Genomic DNA, 15,719 nt, shown 5'->3' with positions numbered 1-15,719 from the left:
TCACAAAGTTATGCGGTTCATGTAATTGCTGAAGGCCTGCAGATAGCGCGGGATCGGGATCAGGAAGGCATCGTGGCCCTGCGGTGCGTCGATCTCCAGGTAGCAGACGTCTTTGCGCGCAGCCATCAGCGCATCCACCAGCTCCCGCGAACGGGCCGGCGAGAAGCGCCAGTCGGTGGTGAACGACATCACGCAAAACTTGGCCGTGGCGCCTTCGAAGGTCTTCGCCAGGTCGTCATCAAAGTTTGCCGCCGGGTCGAAGTAGTCCAGGGCCTTGGTCATCAACAGGTAGGTGTTGGCGTCGAAACGCCCGGAAAACTCCTCGCCCTGGTAACGCAGGTAGCTTTCGACCTGGAATTCGACGCTGTGGAAGTCGTAGTTGAGCTTCTCGCTCTTGAGCCCACGGCCGAATTTTTCGCCCATGGAGTCATCCGACAGGTAGGTGATATGTCCGACCATCCGCGCCAGCATCAAGCCGCGCTTGGGGATCACCCCGGCTTCCTGGAATGAACCGCCGTGGAACTCGGGGTCGGTGAGGATCGCCTGGCGCGCCACTTCGTTGAAGGCGATGTTCTGTGCCGACAACTTGGGGGCCGAGGCGATGGCCAGGCAATGGCGCACGCGGTCGGGGTAGGTAATGGTCCATTGCAGGGCCTGCATGCCGCCCAGGCTGCCGCCGATCACCGCTGCCCATTGCTGGATGCCCAGCCGGTCGGCCAGGCGTGCCTGGCTGTGCACCCAGTCTTCCACGGTCAGTACCGGGAAGTCGGCGCCAAACGGCTTGCCGGTTTCCGGGTTGAGGCTGCTGGGGCCGGTGGAGCCGTTGCAGCCGCCGAGGTTGTTCAGGCTGACCACAAAGAACTTGTTGGTGTCGATGGGTTTGCCAGGGCCGATGCAGCTGTCCCACCAGCCGGGCTTGCGCTCGTCGGCGCTGTGGTAGCCGGCGGCGTGATGATGGCCCGACAGGGCGTGACAGATCAGCACGGCGTTGCTGGCCGTGGCGTTCAACGCACCGTAGGTTTCATAGATCAGGTCATAGGCTGGCAGCGACCGCCCGCAGGCCAGGGCCAGGGGTTCGCTGAAGTGCGCCACTTGGGGCACGACCAGTCCAACAGAATCGGGGGGAAAGGCAGTTGGCATCGACCCTGCTCTCGTTTAAATGAGGCGTAAGTCTAAAGAGCGGGGGGCCTAGCGGCAAGCGAAGGCCTGCATGGATTCACTTCAAGACACAGTTACAAAAATGTGGGGGCTTGCCTGCCCCCACATGTTGTCCTGCGCAGCCCGCAAACAGTCGTCAGATCAGCAAGCGCAGGATGTCCGGCATCATGGTCATTGCCGCCAGGTTGTTGATCACCAGCATGTCCAGGAGCTTGAGCACCATGAACGCGAGGATCGGCGAGATATCCAGGCCGCCGAGGTTCGGCAGGATCTTGCGGAATGGCGCCAGGGCCGGTTCGCAGATCTGGTTGACCAGTTCGGCGCCAGGGTTATGGCTGCCCGGTGCGACCCAGGACAGGATCACGCTGATGATCAGTGCAAAGAAGAAAATCTTCAGGAACAGCGCGGTCACGCCGATCAGGGCCCAGACCAGCAGTTGCAGGAAGTTGCCCATGGTGCCGTAGGTCAGCAGCAGCGTCAGGGCCATCAGCGCCAGTTGCACCAGGATCGCCAGCACCAGCGACGACATGTCCAGGCCGAAAAGGCTCGGGATTACCCGGCGCAGCGGCTTGAGCAGCGGCTGGGTGGCCTTCACGGCGAATTGGCAGAGCGGGTTGTAGAAGTTGGCGCGTACCAGTTGCAGGACAAAGCGCAACAGCACGATCAGCAGGTAAAGGCTGCCGAGGGTTTGCAGTACATAGACGGCAGCGGTGTTCAAACCAATCATATTGGCTCCTTATTGACCCAGTTGTTCGGCAAGTTCAGCCGAGCGGTGCGCGGCGGCACCCAGTGCTTTTTCGACCAGGGCTTCAAAGCCCCCGGCCTGGAATGATTCGATGGCCGCCTGTGTGGTGCCATTGGGCGAGGTCACGCGACGACGCAATTCGGCCGCATCCACATCGCTGGAGACCACCATATGTGCGGCGCCGAGGGCGGTTTGCTGGGTCAGTTGCTCAGCGATTTCCCGTGGCAGGCCCAGCTTCACGCCGGCGGCGGTCATGGCTTCGACCAGCAGGAAGAAATATGCCGGGCCACTGCCGGACACAGCGGTGACGGCGTCCAGTTGCTGCTCTTCTTCCAGCCACAGGGCCACACCCACGGCCGACAACAGCTCCTGGGCCTGCTCACGCTGGGCGGCGCTCACTTGGGCGGTGGCGTACAGGCCGCTGACACCCTGGCGCAGCAGCGATGGGGTGTTGGGCATGCAGCGCACGATGGGCTGGGCGCCGAGCCAGTTGTTCATGCTGGCGCAGTTGATACCGGCGGCAATCGACACCACCAGTTGCTGCGGCGCCAGGTTTGGGCGCAAGGCTTCGCACACGGCTTTCATGGCCTGTGGCTTGACCGCCAGTACGATCACGTCGACGCCCTGGATGGCTTCGGCGTTGTCGGCGAAGGTTTCGATACCGTGTTCTGCGCTCACCCGGGCACGGGTCTCGGCGCCCGGATCGCTGGCGCGAATCTGCGAGGCTTGCAGGCCCTTGGCCCGCAGGCCACCGATCAGGCTGGCCGCCATGTTACCGGCGCCGATAAAGGCTATACGCGTGCTGCTCATGACAGGTCCTTACTCAGATGGAAGTCAGCCATTTCATGGCTGGCCGTAGTCGCGGGCACCAAACAGCGCGGTACCGATCCGCACCCAGGTGGCCCCTTGGGCAATGGCCGACTCAAGGTCATGGCTCATGCCCATGGAAAGTGTGTCGAGCCCCAGGTCCAGGCTCGCTTGCAAGTCACGCACTGCGGCAAACGCCGCATCTTGCTGTGCACGGTCGTCAGTGGGCTCGGGGATCGCCATCAGGCCGCGCAGCTTCAAGCGGGGCAGGGCCTGGATCGCCTCGGCCAGCGCTGGCAGGTCGGCGGGTGTACAGCCGGACTTGCTGGCTTCGCCACTGACATTGACCTGAATGCAGATATTGAGCGGCGGCAGGTCGGCCGGGCGTTGTTCGGACAGGCGTTGGGCAATTTTCAGGCGGTCCACGGAATGCACCCAAGCGAAGTTCTCGGCGATAGCGCGTGTCTTGTTCGATTGAATGGGGCCGATGAAGTGCCAACTCAAGGGCAGATCGGTTAAATCGGCCTGTTTGCCCAGGGCTTCCTGCAGGTAGTTCTCGCCGAAGTCGCGCATCCCGGCGGCGTAGGCTTCGCGCACGGCTTGCGCGGGTTTGGTCTTGCTCACGGCCAGCAAGTGCACGCTGGTTTCATCGCGTTGCACGGCCTGGGCCGCGGCACGGATCCGCTCGGTAACCAGGCCGATATTGTCTGCTATGGTCGACATTAAAGTTGCGCCCGCGGATATGGAGTCCGCGGCATTCTACTGGAAATGGATAGCCCTATGGACATCACTGAACTGCTGGCCGCAAGCGTCAGCCAGGGCGCCTCCGACCTGCATCTGTCGGCAGGCTTGGCGCCGAGGATGCGCGTCGATGGCGAGGTACTGCCACTGGATTGGCCGGTGCTGAGTGCTACGCAAGTAGCGGACTTGCTCAGCCCGATCCTCCATAAACACCAGCAAAAGGATTTCGAAACATCTCTTGAAACGGATTTTTCCTTCGATTTGCCTGGCGTCGCGCGCTTTCGCGCCAACGTGTTCTGCCAGCACCGGGGGCTGGGGGCGGTGTTCCGTGCGATCCCCTCTCGGGTCCAGAGCCTGGAAGCCCTGGGGCTGGGGGACATATTCCGGCGCATCGCCGAATTGCCCAGAGGGCTGGTGCTGGTGACCGGTGCCACGGGCTCGGGCAAGTCCACCACCCTGGCGGCGATGGTCGATTACCTCAACAGCACCCGTCAGCAGCACATCCTGACCCTTGAAGACCCTATCGAGTTTGTCCACGAACCGCGTAAAGCGCTGATCAGCCAACGCCAGGTGCACCGCGACACCCACAGTTTCTCGACGGCCCTGCGTTCGGCGTTGCGCGAAGACCCGGATGTGATCCTGGTCGGCGAATTGCGCGACCTGGAAACCATCCGCCTGGCCCTGACGGCGGCGGAAACCGGGCACTTGGTGTTTGGCACCCTGCACACCAGTTCGGCGGCGAAAACCGTGGATCGGCTGGTGGATGTGTTTCCGGCGGGGGAAAAGGCCATGGTCCGCTCGATGCTCTCGGAATCGCTGCAGGCGGTGGTGTCCCAGGTGTTGCTGAAGAAAGTCGGCGGCGGGCGCGTGGCGGCCCATGAAATCATGCTCGGCACACCGGCGATCCGCAACCTGATCCGTGAGGACAAGGTGGCGCAGTTGTATTCGGCGATTCAGACGGGCGGGGCGCTGGGGATGAAGACGTTGGATATGAGCTTGAAGGGGTTGGTCAGTCAGGGACTGGTCAGGCTTGAAGAGGCCCGGGAGCAGGCGCGGGTGCCCGCAGATATATAGGATGTGGGAGCTGGCTTGCCTGCGATGCAGGCAACTCGGTGTGTCAGTCACACTGAGGTGATGCTATCGCAGGCAAGCCAGCTCCCACACAAGCCAGCATTCACATTTGCATTTACTGTCAGCGCTGCACAATCCGCAGGTTGTTCTGCTCTTTGGGCAGCACGCGCTTGGCAATCACGTAGTTCTTGTTCCAGAACGGCTTTTTCAGGGTGTCGATGCTGACCGACTTGCCACGGCGCGGTGCGTGGATAAAGCGGTCGTTGCCCAGGTAGATGGCAACATGGTTGACCTGGCGGCTCTTGAGCTTGAAGAACAACAGGTCGCCGGGCTTCAGATCCTTGCGATCGACCTTCTGCCCGTGGCCGCTGGCCATGGCGTTGGAGGTGCGTGGCAAATCCACTGCAGCCACATCATTGAAGGCGTATTTCACCAGGCCGCTGCAATCAAAGCCTTTACTTGGGCTACTGCCGCCCCAACGATAAGGGGTGCCGAGCACGTTGACGGCACGGCTCAAGACTTTGCTGCTTTGCTGGTTATTGCTCGCTACCAGGCCCGGAACTGCTTTAACGTTGGCCTTGCTCAGCTGAGTCGGGCGCTTGACGGTGAGCTTTGCCGATTTGGCGGAGGTGGTAGTGGCGTGAACTTTAGGGGTAAAACCATTAACGTTCGGAAGTCGTTGCTCACGATTGGTGGCGTGGGCGGCCAGTGGCATCAATAGGCAAATGGTTAGCCATGTCTTTAAAAATGGTCGCATAAGGCAGGCTCTTGTTGGTTTGCGCGCAACTTTATAACAGCTTTTAGTGTCTTTCTCAGGCCGTCTGTCGACTGAACCTTGACGTCAAAATCAGGAAAACCGCGACGAACTGTCGCAATTGTCCTACACAAGTCAGGCGGTATAAGGCTTTGAGGGAAGCGACGATAACATTTGCCGTACGTCGGGTGCCTGTAAAAAAGTCACAAAGAAACCAGAAATATTTATCTATCGAGGCTTAAGAGGTCATTCATGAACACCTATCGACAGGATGTTTCGCAACAGGACACCCATAGCAAGGTGATCGGTTACCTGCTCTGGATCTTCGGTTTTACCGGGGCGCACCGCTTTTACTACGGCAAGCCGGTGACCGGGACGATCTGGTTCTTCACCTTTGGTTTGCTGGGTATTGGCTGGCTGATCGACCTGTTCCTGATCCCGGCGATGGACCGTGAAGCCGACCTGCGTTTTACCGCCGGGCCGATCGAGTACAACGTGGCCTGGATTCTTCTGACGTTTCTTGGGGTGTTTGGCTTGCACCGCATGTATCAGGGCAAATGGCTCACCGGCCTGTTGTATCTGGTAACGGGCGGCTTGTTCCTAGTCGGCGTGCTGTATGACTTCTGGACGCTGAATACGCAGGTTTCGATCCGCAATGCCGAGCGGCTGGGCGGGCGCTAAGCCTGGCTAGGCTCATGTGGGCACGGTCAAATGTGGGAGCAGGCTTGCCTGCGATGCAGGCACTTCGGTATGTCAGTGGCACTGAGGTGATGCAATCGCAGGCAAGCCAGCTCCCACACAAGCTGGCTCCTACATTTTTGACCGTGCCCACTTTAGAGCGGATCAGGCCTGGTAGCTGATCCGTCCATCCACCAGGGTGTAGCGCACAGTCGCCGGCAAGCTATGGCCGATGAAAGGGCAGTTTTCACCCCGAGACAGCCACTGCTCGCCAGCCACGGTGGAGCTGGCCGGATCAAACAGCACCAGGTCCGCCGCAGAACCCACCGCCAGCTTGCCCGCCGGCAGGCGCAGCGCTTGGGCCGGGCCTGAGCTCAGGCGTGCCAGCAGCGTTGGCAAGTCCAGCAACCCATCTTCCACCAGGGTCATCGCCAGCGGCAGCAGCAACTCGACGCTGCTGATCCCAGGCTCTGTCGCGCCAAACGGGGCCAGCTTGGCATCCCGCTCGTGGGGTTGGTGATGGCTGGAGATCGCCGAAACCACCCCGGACTTCACCGCTGCGCGCAAACCGTCGCGGTCGGCGCGGGTGCGCAGTGGCGGTTGCACGTGGTACAGGCTGGAGAAGTCGATCAACGCCTCATCGGTCAGAATCAACTGGTACAACGCCACATCGGCGGTCACCGGCAAGCCGCGGGCCTGGGCCTGGGCGATCAGGGCCACGCCCCGGGCGCTGGTCAGTTGGCTGAAGTGCGCACGCACCCCGCTTTGTTCCACCAGCAGCAGGTCACGGGCCAGGGCTACGGTTTCTGCGGTTTCCGGGATGCCTGCCAGGCCGAGGAAGCTGGCGGTAGGGCCTTCATGGGCCAGGCCGCCTTCAGCCAGGTCGTGGTCCTGGGAGTGGAAGATCACCGTCAGGTCGAAGGTGGCTGCGTATTCCAGGGCGCGGCACAGGGTGCGGGTGCTGCGGAAGCTTTCCAGGCCATTGCCGAAGGCCACGCAACCCGCGTCGCGCAGGGCAATCAGCTCCGCCAGTTGTTCGCCATCCAGGCCTTTGCTCAGGGCGCCGATGGGGAACACTTTGCAATTGCCGGCCTCGCGGGCACGGTCAAGGATCAGCTCGGCCACGGCCGAGGTGTCCAGCACCGGTTTGGTCTGTGGCGGGCAGCACAGGCTGGTGACACCGCCGGCAGCGGCGGCGCGGGTTTCGCTGGCGATGCTGCCTTTGCGGCTGTAGCCCGGCTCGCGCAGGGCGACGTTCAGGTCTACCAGGCCGGGAGCAGCCACCAGGCCTTTGGCGTCGATGCTCTGAACCGGGCTGAAACCGCTGGGGGCGGCGCCAATGGCAATGATCTTGCCAGCTTCCAGGTGCAGATCAGTGACTTGATCCAGGCCGCTGGCCGGATCGATGACTCGGGCGCCGAGAATGCTGAGCTTCACTGGGCGTTCTCCTGCTCGAATTGACGTTGGGCGGTTTGCCCGCTCATGGCCATGGACAGCACGGCCATGCGTACGGCGATGCCGTAGGTAACCTGGTTGAGAATCACCGAGTGCGGCCCGTCGGCCACCGCCGACTCAATCTCCACCCCGCGGTTGATCGGGCCGGGGTGCATGACAATGGCATCCGGCTTGGCACCGGCCAGGCGCGCGGTGGTCAGGCCGAACAGGCGGTAGAACTCGCCTTCGCTGGGCAGCAGGCCACCGGCCATGCGCTCGCGTTGCAGGCGCAGCATGATCACCACGTCCACATCCTTCAGGCCCGTGGCCATGTCGGTGTAGACCTTCACCCCGTATTGCTCGATGCCTACCGGCAGCAGGGTTTTCGGTGCAATCACGCGGATATCCGGGCAGCCCAGGGTTTTCAGGGCCAGCATGTTCGAGCGCGCTACCCGCGAATGCAGGATATCGCCGACGATGGCCACCGAGAGGTTTTCAAAGCCACCCTTGTGCCGACGGATGGTGAGCATGTCGAGCATGCCCTGGGTCGGGTGGGCGTGGCGGCCATCGCCGCCGTTGATGATCGCCACCTGCGGGCACACGTGCTCGGCGATAAAGTGCGCCGCGCCCGAGTCGCCATGACGCACCACGAACATGTCGGCCGCCATGGCCTCCAGGTTACGCAGGGTGTCGAGCAGGGTTTCGCCCTTGCTCGCCGACGAGGTGGAGACGTTCAGGGTGATCACGTCGGCTGACAGGCGCTGGGCTGCCAGTTCGAAGGTGGTGCGGGTGCGCGTCGAGTTCTCGAAGAACACGTTGCAAATGGTTTTGCCGCGCAGCAGCGGGACTTTCTTCACCGCTCGGCCGCCGACTTCAAGGAACGAGTCGGCAGTGTCGAGGATTTCGGTGAGCAATTCGCGGGGCAGGCCGTCGAGGGACAGGAAGTGTTGCAGCTGGCCCTGAGCGTTGAGCTGCAGCGGGCGCTTGGCATCTAGAGGCGTCATCGCGGGGACTCTTTACAAGGCGGTTTAAAGGGCGAGGTCTTGCAGTTCGAGTTCGAGCGGCGTGGGACCGGACAATTTTACCCGCTGCTGGGCTGAAAGCGACAGGGTCGCGCCCACCACATCCGGGCTGATCGGCAGTTCGCCAGCCTCGAGGTCTAGCAGGCAGACCAGGGTGATGCTGGCCGGGCGGCCGTAGTCGAACAGCTCGTTCATGGCGGCCCGGATGGTGCGGCCGCTCATCAGCACGTCATCAATCAGCACTAGGTGCTGGCCTTCGATCTCGAACGGCAGGGCTGACGGGCGCACTTGTGGGTGCAGGCCGTTCTGGCTGAAGTCATCGCGGTAGAAGGACACGTCCAGGGTGCCCAGGGGCGAGTCACTGCCCAGCTCTTGCAGCAACGCCTGGGCGACCCACACACCGCCGGTGCGGATGCCGATGAAGCGCGGCTCGCTGATGGCGCGGTGTTGCAGGTGGGCCTTGAGGCGAATCGCCATCTGGCTGATCAGTTCGGCGGGATTGGGCAGGCTCATGGTGGCTCCTTCAAGGGCTCGGCCAGCGTGACGCTGACAAAGTCCGGGCTCAAACGTAAGAAGACGCGGCAAGCCGCGTCAGTCAGGATTCAAATAAAGCAGTGTTTTCATCCAGCCAGCCCTGCAACAGCAAGGCGGCGGCAATGGCGTCGACCGGGTTGTCGCGGTAGCTGCCTTTCTGCCCGCCACGGTCGCGGCGCTCACCCTTGGCCTCGAAGGTCGTCAGGCGCTCATCGTGGGTATAGAAGGGCAGGTTGTAGCGGCCATTGAGGCGACGGGCGAACTTCTCGGCGCGCAGGCACATGTCGCTGGGGGTGCCGTCCATGTTCAGCGGCAGGCCGACCACCACCGCGTCGGGCTTCCATTCCTTGATCAGGGCTTCGACCTGATTCCAGTCCGGAATGCCGTTTTGCGCCTTCAAGGTACACAGCTCGCGGGCCTGGCCGGTGATGACCTGGCCCACGGCCACGCCGATCTGCTTGGTGCCGTAGTCAAACCCGAGGATCAGTCGCAAGGCCATCAGGCGTGCCCCGCCTGGCTGGTCAGCAGGTTGAGGTTGACCCCCAACTGCTTGGCCGCGGCATTCAGGCGCAGTTCGCTGGCGGTATTGAACAGAATGTCGGCATCGAACGGGCAGGTCAGCCAGGCATTATTGGCCAGTTCTTCTTCCAGTTGCCCGGCTTCCCAACCCGCGTAGCCCAGGGTAATCAGGCTCTGCTGCGGGCCGACGCCATCGGCGATGGCAAACAGCACGTCCTGGGAGGTGGACAGCGACACGCCCTCCAGGTCGACAGTGGCCTGGAACGTCGGGCCGCTGGGATGCAGCACGAAACCCCGGTCCGTCTGCACCGGGCCGCCGAAATAGATCGGCACTGCCTGGCAACTGGCGGGCGGGTCGATCTCCGGGCGCAGTTGCTCAAGGATATCCGCCAGGTTCAGGCTTTGCGGGCGGTTGACCACCAGCCCCATGGCGCCATCGGCCGTGTGCTCGACGATATAGGTCAAGGTGTGCGCAAAGTTCGGGTCGGCCATATGGGGCATGGCGATCAGGAATTGGTGCTTGAGGTAAGTCGGGCTGACATTTTTCATGTCCGCTAGTGTGGCGTTGGAGGGGCGAACTGACAAGCTGGGGATGTGTAGGAATACGGTTAGCGGATTTGTTTCCCGTGTAGGCGCGAGCTTGCAGTGGTCAGTTGCTGGAAAGCCGGTCGCCTTTGGCAAAACGCCAGGTGCGGATGATTTCCAGGCGGTCGATATCGTTCAGGTCGCCGGTAAACGGGGCGAACGGTGCAGCCAGGCGCACGATGCGTTGCGCCGCCTGGTCCAGCAATGGCTGGCCGGAGGACTCCAGCACCAGCACTTCATACAGGGAGCCGTCGCGGTTGATCGACACCAGCAGGCGCAAGTTGCCGTAGATCTGCTGGCGACGGGCCTCGTCCGGGTAGTTCAAGTTGCCGATGCGCTCGACCTTCTTGCGCCATTCGTCCTTATACCAGGCGCCTTTGTCGCGCATGGTGGAGGCGGCATTGAGCCGGTAGATGCGCGGGCGCTTGGCGTACAGCTGTTGTTCGTTGGCCAGTTCGGCTTCCAGGCTGGAGATTTCGCTGGAAAGCTGCGAGCTGTCAAATGTGGGGGCGGGTTTGCTTGGCGTAGGCTCGGTCTTCACGGCTTCGCGCTGGGTCACGGCCTTCTGGGGTTTTGGCGCAACGGTGGCGACGGCGGCCTTGGGCGCGGCCTGCTTGACCTCAGGCTTGGCCGCTGGAGGCGGGGTGACCTTATTGATCTTGTTGTCCTGGAAGGGCGCCACTTCGGTGGTCTTGGGCACCGCCTTTTTATCCAGGGTGCCGCTGCCCTGCTGATTGTCCTGGGCCAGGAAGTCAGCCTTTTCGGGCTTTTTTTCACTTTTGAAGGTGGCGAGGGTGATTTCCAGGGTTTTGCTGATCTGCTGGGGTTCGACGAAGGTGAAGCCCAGGCCAAGGATCAACGCCAAATGAATCAGCGCTGCCAGGAACAGGGTAAATCCGAGCCGATCAGCCGGGCGTACGCCGCTATGGGTGAATTGGGGGGGCAGGTCGGACGGAAGCGTCATAACAGGAAAACCAACATCGCGCGTCTCACGGGTGGCGCATGATAGCGCAATGTTGGTTTACATCTGGCTGTTCTATGTCACTTGGCTTGTAGCTTGTCGGCAATCGCTGCCATGAGCATTTCGCCGATATTGGTGCCGAACGCGTTGTCTATTTCGCGGATACAGGTGGGACTGGTCACGTTGATTTCGGTCAGGTGCTCGCCAATTACGTCAAGGCCTACAAACAGCAGGCCCTTTTCCCGCAGGGTCGGGCCAACCTGGGCGGCGATCCAGCGGTCCTTGTCGCTCAGCGGTCGGGCTTCGCCACGACCACCGGCCGCGAGGTTGCCACGGGTCTCGCCGGCCGCCGGGATGCGTGCCAGGCAGTAATCCACCGGCTCGCCGTCGATCATCAGGATGCGCTTGTCGCCGTCCTTGATCGCTGGCAGGTAGGCCTGGCCCATGATCTGCTGGGTGCCGAGGGCGGTCAGGGTCTCAAGGATCACCGACAGGTTCGGGTCGCCCGCGCGGTGACGGAAGATCGAGGTGCCGCCCATGCCGTCCAGCGGCTTGAGGATCACATCGCCATGCTTGGCGGCAAATTCACGCAATACATCGGCGCGGCGGCTGACCACGGTCGGTGGCGTGCACTGCGGGAACAGGGTGGCGAACAGCTTTTCGTTGCAGTCGCGCAGGCTCTGCGGCTTGTTGACGATCAGCACGCCGGCGCGCTCGGCCTGCTCCAGCAGGTAGGTGGAGTAGACGAACTCCATGTCGAACGGCGGATCCTTGCGCATCAGGATCACGTCCAGGTCGCTCAGGGGGCTGTCGATCTCGTCTTGCAGCTCAAACCACTTCTCTGGGTTGGCGAACACCTGCAAGGGGCGCATCCGCGCCCGCGCCTCGCCGTCGCCCTGGTAAAGGTCGCGCTGCTCCATATAGAACAGGGTCCAGCCGCGGGCCTGGGCGGCGAGCAGCATGGCCAGCGAGCTATCCTTTTTATAGGAGATGCTGGCGATAGGGTCCATGACAATGCCGACGCGAACGCTCATGGGGAATTCCTCTAACAAATAAGGGCGCATAAAAGTGGCGTCAGAGTGGCGCTGCGGCTGTTGTGGGTCAAGGAAAAACCACCTTGCCGGTCGGCCGATAGATTGCCTTCCCAGTCTGTGCTAAAAAGGCTGCCATGGCGTGTCGGCCCTTGCACGGCAAGGGTTTTGGCGCTGGTCCCAGGCCGCACCCGGCAGTACACACCGAAAACCGATTCGCTGTGGCGATGGTAGAGCAGATATGGAACAGCATTCCAACGCCTTGAAAGTGATGGTGATCGACGATTCGAAAACGATTCGCCGCACCGCTGAAACGCTGTTGAAGAACGTGGGGTGCGAAGTCATCACGGCCATCGACGGTTTTGATGCCCTGGCCAGGATCGTTGACCATCACCCGCACATTATCTTTGTCGACATCATGATGCCGCGCCTGGATGGCTATCAGACCTGCGCCCTGGTCAAGAACAACCCGGCGTTCAAGGCCATTCCGGTGATCATGCTCTCGTCCAGGGACGGCCTGTTCGACAAAGCCAAGGGGCGCATCGTCGGCGTCGATCAATTTTTGACCAAGCCTTTCAGCAAGGAAGAACTGCTGAGTGCGATCAAGGCCTATGTGCCGGGTTTCGCTGCAGTAGAACAAGCACATTGACCCAGCCCCCGGGGCTTGCGTCAACCAATGTAGTGGGGAAAACCATGGCACGTGTTCTGATCGTCGACGATTCGCCGACTGAAATGTACAAACTGACCGGCATGCTGGAAAAGCACGGTCACCAGGTCCTCAAGGCCGAAAACGGTGCTGATGGCGTTGCCCTGGCCCGCCAGGAGAAGCCCGACGCCGTCTTGATGGATATCGTCATGCCCGGCCTCAATGGCTTCCAGGCCACGCGCCAATTGTCCAAGGAACCGGAAACCAGCGGTATCCCGATCATCATCGTCACCACCAAGGACCAGGAAACCGACAAGATCTGGGGCGCGCGCCAAGGGGCCAAGGCATACCTGACCAAGCCGGTGGAAGAAGACAAGCTGATTGAAGTCCTGAACTCGGTGCTCAAACCCTGACGGCACGTTCCCATGACCGAGTCGCAAACCGCCTTTGAGCTGCTGCTGGACATCGATCGCCGCTGCCGCCTGCTGGCCGCTGATTTGCCGTCCCAGGAAACCCGGTCGCACAGCTGGAGCGGCATCGGCTTTCGCCTGGGCGGGCATTGGTATGTGGCGCCCATGGGCGAAGTCGCCGAGGTGCTGCATGAACCGCGCTGCACCTTGATGCCGGGGGTCAAGCCCTGGGTCAGGGGCGTGGCCAACCTGCGCGGGCGCTTGCTGCCGGTGATCAACCTGTGTGGGTTTTTCGGCTATGAGCTTTCGGCGGCGCGCAAGCAGCGCCGGGTGCTGGTGATCGAGCACGAAGACACCTTTGTCGGCCTGCTGGTGGATGAAGTGGTCGGCCTGCAACACTTTGCCCAGGACCTGCTGCTTCCGGCATCGGCCAGCGTGCCCGCCGCCAGCGCCGCGTTTATCCAAGGCCAGTTCAGCGGCGACCCGCTGTGGCAGGTCTTCAGCCCCTTCGCCCTGGCCCAGGCCCCGGGCTTTCTGGATGTTGCCGCATGAGCACCGCCACCCCCGTCAAACCGCAGGAAGCCTCCCGTAGCCGTTCGCAGATCATCGTGCTGTTTATCGCGCTGATCATCTTCATCATGCTGCTGTTCGCCAACTTCGCGTACCTCAACACCCAGTCCACCTACGACAAGCAGTACATCGGCCACGCCGGCGAGCTGCGGGTGCTGTCCCAGCGCATTGCCAAGAACGCCACGGAGGCCGCCGCCGGCAAGGCCGCCGCGTTCAAGCTGCTGAGTGAGGCGCGCAATGATTTTGCCCAGCGCTGGGGTTACCTGAAAAAAGGCGACCCGGCCACCGGCCTGCCCGCTGCACCCGCTGCCGTGCGCAGCGAAATGCGCGCCGTGCAGCATGACTGGGAAGCCTTGCTGAAGAACACCGACGTGATCCTGGCCAGCGAGCAGACGGTGCTGTCCCTGCATCAAGTGGCGGCGACCCTGGCCGAAACCGTGCCGCAATTACAGATCGAGTCGGAAAAGGTCGTCGAGATCCTGCTGCAGCGCGGCGCGCCCGCCAGCCAGGTGGCGGTGGCCCAGCGCCAGTCGCTATTGGCCGAGCGCATCCTGGGAGCGGTCAACACGGTGCTGGCGGGAGATGACACGGCGGTCAAGGCCGCCGACGCCTTTGGCCGCGACGCCAACCGTTTTGGCCAGGTCCTGGCCGGTATGCTCCAGGGCAGTGCCGGCCTGAAGATCAGCGAGGTGCAAGACTCGGACGCCCGGGCGCGCCTGGCGGAAATTGCCGAGCTGTTCGAGTTTGTCTCCGGCTCCGTGGATGAAATCCTCGAAACCTCGCCACAACTGTTCCAGGTGCGCGCCTCGGCGAGCAACATCTTCAGCCTCTCGCAGACCCTGCTCGATGAAGCCTCGCAACTGGCCACCGGCTTTGAAAACCTGGCCGGCGGGCGCACCCTCGACACCATCGGCGGCTATGCCCTGGGCTTGCTGGCGCTGGCCTCGATTATCCTGATCGGCCTGGTGATGGTGCGCGAGACCAATCGCCAGTTGCGCGAAACCGCCGAGAAAAACGAACGCAATCAGAACGCGATCATGCGCCTGCTGGACGAAATCGAAGACCTGGCCGACGGCGACCTCACCGTGACCGCCTCGGTGACCGAAGACTTTACCGGCACCATCGCCGATTCCATCAACTATTCGGTGGACCAGTTGCGTGACCTGGTGGCGACCATCAACCTCACCGCCGGTGAAGTGGCCGGTGCGGTGCAGGAAACCCAGGCCACCGCCATGCACCTGGCCCAGGCCTCGGAGCACCAGGCCCAGCAGATCGCCGAAGCCTCCACGGCGATCAACCAGATGGCCCAATCCATCGACCAGGTATCGGCCAACGCCGCCGAGTCCTCGGCCGTGGCCGAACGTTCGGTGGAGATCGCCAACAAGGGCAACGAGGTGGTGCACAACACCATCCACGGCATGGACAACATCCGTGAACAGATCCAGGACACCGCCAAACGCATCAAGCGCCTGGGGGAATCGTCCCAGGAAATTGGCGATATCGTCAGCCTGATCGACGATATCGCCGACCAGACCAACATCCTTGCCCTCAACGCCGCGATCCAGGCGAGCATGGCCGGTGACGCCGGGCGCGGCTTTGCGGTGGTGGCCGATGAGGTGCAGCGCCTGGCCGAGCGCTCGTCGGCCGCCACCCGGCAGATCGAGAACCTGGTGCGGGCGATCCAGACCGACACCAATGAAGCCGTGATTTCCATGGAGCAGACCACCACCGAAGTGGTGCGCGGCGCGCGGCTGGCCCAGGACGCCGGGGTGGCCCTGGAAGAAATCGAAGGGGTGTCCAAGACCCTGGCCGCGCTGATCCAGAGCATCTCCAACGCGGCGCAGCAGCAAACCTCGTCGGCGGGGCAGATCTCCCTGACCATGAACGTGATCCAGCAGATCACCAGCCAAACCTCATCGGGCTCCACGGCCACCGCCGAAAGCATTGGCAACCTGGCCAAAATGGCCAGCCAGTTGCGCCGCTCGGTATCGGGCTTCACCTTGCCGCCCGTGCGCAAGACCGATGAATGACATGCCCTCTCAACACCTGCACA

At 62.3% G+C, this 15,719-nt stretch carries 18 protein-coding genes; 6 read left to right on the top strand and 12 right to left on the bottom strand.

The window, feature by feature from the left end:
- The 4 genes from K1X80_RS27065 to K1X80_RS27050 all read right to left on the bottom strand — a co-directional run bounded on the left by K1X80_RS27065 (position 1) and on the right by K1X80_RS27050 (position 3,433).
- Positions 1 to 1,140, bottom strand: a complete 1,140-nt coding sequence (locus tag K1X80_RS27065; RefSeq protein WP_120734289.1) for a homoserine O-acetyltransferase — start codon at positions 1,138 to 1,140, stop codon at positions 1 to 3.
- Positions 1,141 to 1,294: 154 nt separating this feature from the next.
- Positions 1,295 to 1,885 carry a YggT family protein gene (locus K1X80_RS27060; protein ID WP_057440376.1) on the bottom strand — a complete coding sequence of 197 codons (591 nt, stop codon included), beginning with the start codon at positions 1,883 to 1,885 and terminating at the stop codon, positions 1,295 to 1,297.
- 9 nt (positions 1,886 to 1,894) lie between these two features.
- Positions 1,895 to 2,713 carry a pyrroline-5-carboxylate reductase gene (gene proC, locus K1X80_RS27055; RefSeq protein ID WP_057960886.1) on the bottom strand — a complete coding sequence of 273 codons (819 nt, stop codon included), beginning with the start codon at positions 2,711 to 2,713 and terminating at the stop codon, positions 1,895 to 1,897.
- A gap of 33 nt (positions 2,714 to 2,746) precedes the next feature.
- Positions 2,747 to 3,433 (bottom strand): YggS family pyridoxal phosphate-dependent enzyme, encoded by a 687-nt coding sequence (locus K1X80_RS27050; protein ID WP_057960885.1) that lies wholly within the window; start codon positions 3,431 to 3,433, stop codon positions 2,747 to 2,749.
- Between the two features lie 57 nt (positions 3,434 to 3,490).
- Here K1X80_RS27050 and K1X80_RS27045 point away from each other — a divergent pair, with 57 nt between their 5' ends.
- The gene (locus K1X80_RS27045) at positions 3,491 to 4,525 is read left to right on the top strand and encodes a type IV pilus twitching motility protein PilT (RefSeq protein ID WP_057960884.1); all 1,035 of its coding nucleotides are present in this window, start codon (positions 3,491 to 3,493) and stop codon (positions 4,523 to 4,525) included.
- 118 nt (positions 4,526 to 4,643) lie between these two features.
- On the opposite strand, the gene K1X80_RS27040 is transcribed toward K1X80_RS27045, so the two are convergent.
- On the bottom strand, positions 4,644 to 5,279 hold the full coding sequence (locus K1X80_RS27040; RefSeq protein WP_057440373.1) for a C40 family peptidase: 636 nt from the start codon (positions 5,277 to 5,279) through the stop codon (positions 4,644 to 4,646).
- A 249-nt stretch (positions 5,280 to 5,528) separates the two neighbouring features.
- Between K1X80_RS27040 and K1X80_RS27035 the strand changes: the two genes are divergently transcribed.
- Positions 5,529 to 5,957 carry a TM2 domain-containing protein gene (locus K1X80_RS27035; RefSeq protein ID WP_057440372.1) on the top strand — a complete coding sequence of 143 codons (429 nt, stop codon included), beginning with the start codon at positions 5,529 to 5,531 and terminating at the stop codon, positions 5,955 to 5,957.
- Positions 5,958 to 6,119: 162 nt separating this feature from the next.
- On the opposite strand, the gene K1X80_RS27030 is transcribed toward K1X80_RS27035, so the two are convergent.
- The 7 genes from K1X80_RS27030 to gshB all read right to left on the bottom strand — a co-directional run bounded on the left by K1X80_RS27030 (position 6,120) and on the right by gshB (position 12,043).
- On the bottom strand, positions 6,120 to 7,391 hold the full coding sequence (locus K1X80_RS27030; protein ID WP_057440371.1) for a dihydroorotase: 1,272 nt from the start codon (positions 7,389 to 7,391) through the stop codon (positions 6,120 to 6,122).
- Complete coding sequence (locus tag K1X80_RS27025) at positions 7,388 to 8,392, bottom strand: aspartate carbamoyltransferase catalytic subunit (RefSeq protein ID WP_057440370.1); 1,005 nt, start codon at positions 8,390 to 8,392, stop codon at positions 7,388 to 7,390. Before K1X80_RS27025 ends, K1X80_RS27030 begins: the two co-directional genes overlap by 4 nt.
- Before the next feature lie 24 nt (positions 8,393 to 8,416).
- Positions 8,417 to 8,923, bottom strand: a complete 507-nt coding sequence (gene pyrR / locus K1X80_RS27020) for a bifunctional pyr operon transcriptional regulator/uracil phosphoribosyltransferase PyrR (RefSeq protein ID WP_057444186.1) — start codon at positions 8,921 to 8,923, stop codon at positions 8,417 to 8,419.
- A gap of 82 nt (positions 8,924 to 9,005) precedes the next feature.
- Positions 9,006 to 9,443: a Holliday junction resolvase RuvX gene (gene ruvX / locus K1X80_RS27015; RefSeq protein WP_005792259.1), complete on the bottom strand. Its 438-nt coding sequence runs from the start codon at positions 9,441 to 9,443 to the stop codon at positions 9,006 to 9,008.
- Positions 9,443 to 10,012, bottom strand: a complete 570-nt coding sequence (locus K1X80_RS27010; RefSeq protein ID WP_057440369.1) for a YqgE/AlgH family protein — start codon at positions 10,010 to 10,012, stop codon at positions 9,443 to 9,445. Before K1X80_RS27010 ends, ruvX begins: the two co-directional genes overlap by 1 nt.
- Positions 10,013 to 10,112: 100 nt before the next feature.
- Positions 10,113 to 11,012: an energy transducer TonB gene (locus K1X80_RS27005; RefSeq protein WP_115129202.1), complete on the bottom strand. Its 900-nt coding sequence runs from the start codon at positions 11,010 to 11,012 to the stop codon at positions 10,113 to 10,115.
- 77 nt (positions 11,013 to 11,089) lie between these two features.
- Complete coding sequence (gene gshB / locus K1X80_RS27000) at positions 11,090 to 12,043, bottom strand: glutathione synthase (protein WP_029300457.1); 954 nt, start codon at positions 12,041 to 12,043, stop codon at positions 11,090 to 11,092.
- A gap of 238 nt (positions 12,044 to 12,281) precedes the next feature.
- Here gshB and pilG point away from each other — a divergent pair, with 238 nt between their 5' ends.
- From pilG to K1X80_RS26980, 4 genes are read left to right on the top strand one after another with little or no spacing between them, the layout of a single operon-like run.
- Complete coding sequence (gene pilG / locus K1X80_RS26995; protein ID WP_032858786.1) at positions 12,282 to 12,689, top strand: twitching motility response regulator PilG; 408 nt, start codon at positions 12,282 to 12,284, stop codon at positions 12,687 to 12,689.
- A gap of 44 nt (positions 12,690 to 12,733) precedes the next feature.
- Positions 12,734 to 13,099, top strand: coding sequence for a twitching motility response regulator PilH (pilH, locus tag K1X80_RS26990; RefSeq protein ID WP_057440367.1), 366 nt, complete (start codon positions 12,734 to 12,736; stop codon positions 13,097 to 13,099).
- A gap of 12 nt (positions 13,100 to 13,111) precedes the next feature.
- On the top strand, positions 13,112 to 13,648 hold the full coding sequence (locus K1X80_RS26985; protein ID WP_057960881.1) for a chemotaxis protein CheW: 537 nt from the start codon (positions 13,112 to 13,114) through the stop codon (positions 13,646 to 13,648).
- On the top strand, positions 13,645 to 15,696 hold the full coding sequence (locus K1X80_RS26980) for a methyl-accepting chemotaxis protein (protein WP_057960880.1): 2,052 nt from the start codon (positions 13,645 to 13,647) through the stop codon (positions 15,694 to 15,696). Before K1X80_RS26985 ends, K1X80_RS26980 begins: the two co-directional genes overlap by 4 nt.
- Positions 15,697 to 15,719: the final 23 nt, after the last annotated feature.

Source organism: Pseudomonas sp. So3.2b (genome assembly GCF_019464415.1).
Classification (GTDB): domain Bacteria; phylum Pseudomonadota; class Gammaproteobacteria; order Pseudomonadales; family Pseudomonadaceae; genus Aquipseudomonas; species Aquipseudomonas shahriarae.
The sequence above is the reverse complement of the archived record's forward strand: the minus strand, read 5'-3'. Positions and strand labels throughout refer to the sequence as shown.